We start from the raw sequence: 2,237 nt of genomic DNA, 5'->3' as shown, positions 1-2,237 counted from the left end.
AAATTTAAAGGCTGATTTGGTAAATTCGGCACTTCCTCCCTGATGTTTTTTCTTAAAGTTAGGATACTTAGTACGACCAGCAAAGAAATTAGTAAAAGCTGTTTGTAGGTGTCTTAACCCTTGTTGTAAAGGTACACAGCTAACTTCATTGAGAAAGTTTAATTCTTCTTGTTTTTTCCACTCGGTTAGCATTGAAGAAGTTTGAGCGTAGCCTACTCTTTCTTGCTTTTCGTACCAAGCTTGTGTTCGTTCGTGGAGAGCTTTGTTGTAAACTAATCTTACACAGCCCAAAGTGCGCCGCAATAGCGACTCTTGTTCTGGTGTTGGGTAAAATCGAAACGAATAGGCTTTTTCCATACCTCACATTTTAGCATATATTTCGTAAATGTGCTAATATTTAACAGTAAAGCCGTCGTAGAACGACGGGGTTTCAGACCCAAATTTTCGATGATTCTTATGCCTGGAGGAACCGCAACCCACAGCGCAATCGCGATCAATATCTCGGTTTTTTTGGGATTTTTATTGAGAGATAGGGATTTTCGTCTGTATAACAGCGATCTGCGGCTGTGGATTCCTGAATATAATTGTGGAACCTATACCGATCTCATGATCGTTAACCATGAACCGGAATTTAACGGCGATCGCAAAGACGAAATTCTTAATCCTTTATTTATTGTAGAGGTGCTTTCCCCCGCCACGGAAGCAGATGATCGAGGTGATAAATTTAGAAAATATCGTTCCCTGCCAAGTTTTTGTGAATAAGTACCTAAGCAAAATTAATTACACATTTCGATCAAGCTTTTGCCTCTTGCCTATTGCCTCTTGCCTGTCTTCACTAGGAAATTTATTTTGCATGACTACTTACCTGCTCGTTAGTCAAACTGAACCCTACATTGAGCAATATTTCAGACTCGCACAGAGCGATCGCTGGCAACTACAAACCTACGATCAACTTAGTCAAATAATCCCTCTGGAGAGTTTAAACGTTGAACTTCCCTTGCTAGAAATTTATCGTCGTGTTAGTTTTGCCGCAGTTTCACAAATCGGTTAATCCGATTAATAACCTTTCTATTTTGTTTTCATAAAAAGCGATCGCCCCACAGTTTAAACTCAAAAAACCGCCATCGACAAAGAAGCGGTGAGGAGTAGTTCATTAGAACTACTCTGGATGGTTAGGCAGAGAATGATATTGAAAGATGCCAAATATACTGCCGACACTGCCGACACTTAGAATACTGCCAACACTGCCAATACTGAGAATACTGCCGACACTGCCAATACTGAGCATACTGCCGATACTAACCAGACTTAAAATGCTGCTGGCACTAGCGAGACTTAAAATACTGCCAGCACTGCCTAAACTCAAGATACAGCGATAACTAGCTTTGCTCAGATAATTAAGACCGGAAATCATTTTAAATCGGGGAAAGATTGGGGAATAGTTAGGGAAGTATTTTGCCAAACCTGTTGTAAACGCATAGCCGGCATAGTTAGATAAAGAATATCACCTTGGTCGAGAGTAATTTCTAGTAATTGCCAACCGTGGATAGTTTGACCTTGTTTTTCTAAGTAAAGTGGCACAAAATCGGCATTCATCGCCGCTTCCTTGACAATTTGCCCCATAAAAGGATGATTAGGTGTGATTAATGTAGCCAAAGCAACCCAGAGAAGATCATCGGTCATGCCATTACCGAGAATTCTACCGCCCAAAGCGGCCGCAGCGAAGGAATAGGTAGCCAGATCCCGGGGACATAATACCGTATCAAAATCAAAAACCTCTTGAATCGATCGCCCGAATTGTTCCTGAGAGCAGCGTAAAACTAGATTAATTTTAGGAGCGATCGCTTTAGCAGTGAGGGCAATCTCCACATTAATCATATCCTCGTAAGTAACCACGATCAAAGATTCGGCGTTATTAATATTAGCCGTTTCTAGGGTAGCCACTAGACGCGCATCCTCGATGATAACGGGGATTCCCCAGGAGCGCACGGAATGCAAAAATCGATTATTGGGGTCCGATTCAATCACCACCACTTCACAGCCTTGCTCGTGTAATTGTCGCACGATCCGGGTGCCGATACCTCCTAAACCACAGATAAGGGACTTGCGTGGGAATAATATCCCAGCTTTGAAAATCGCTCTGTAGAAGAATCAGACCGGCCAGATGGCATATTATCAAAGCGCAAGTCCCTTAGCTGCGGAGGCGCTCGAAGGCTCTCCCCCTACTTAGAGTGATC

Annotated in this window: 2 protein-coding genes and 3 pseudogenes; 2 read left to right on the top strand and 3 right to left on the bottom strand. The window is 42.5% G+C overall.

Annotated features, from left to right (window positions below; translation table 11 throughout):
* Positions 1-357, bottom strand: a 357-nt coding sequence (locus O9323_RS15475; RefSeq protein ID WP_288125391.1) for an RNA-guided endonuclease InsQ/TnpB family protein, incomplete at its 3' end; no start/stop codon positions are given.
* 90 nt (positions 358-447) lie between these two features.
* Here O9323_RS15475 and O9323_RS22925 point away from each other — a divergent pair.
* Both O9323_RS22925 and O9323_RS22920 read left to right on the top strand, forming a co-directional pair.
* Positions 448-759: pseudogene (locus tag O9323_RS22925) on the top strand (Uma2 family endonuclease); the annotation flags it as partial.
* Positions 760-862: 103 nt separating this feature from the next.
* Positions 863-1,051 (top strand): annotated as a pseudogene (locus O9323_RS22920) (Uma2 family endonuclease); the annotation flags it as partial.
* 108 nt (positions 1,052-1,159) lie between these two features.
* Here O9323_RS22920 and O9323_RS15460 read toward each other — a convergent pair.
* Positions 1,160-1,414 (bottom strand): hypothetical protein, encoded by a 255-nt coding sequence (locus O9323_RS15460; protein ID WP_052277998.1) that lies wholly within the window; start codon positions 1,412-1,414, stop codon positions 1,160-1,162.
* A pseudogene (locus O9323_RS15455) lies at positions 1,411-2,100 on the bottom strand (potassium channel family protein); the annotation flags it as partial. The pseudogene O9323_RS15455 and the gene O9323_RS15460, both read right to left, overlap by 4 nt.
* Positions 2,101-2,237 lie beyond the last annotated feature (137 nt).

The sequence above is a fragment of the Microcystis sp. LE19-131.1A genome (genome assembly GCF_027532015.1).
In the GTDB taxonomy this organism is placed as follows: domain Bacteria; phylum Cyanobacteriota; class Cyanobacteriia; order Cyanobacteriales; family Microcystaceae; genus Microcystis; species Microcystis ichthyoblabe_A.
This window is presented reverse-complemented; position numbering and strand designations above follow the sequence as displayed.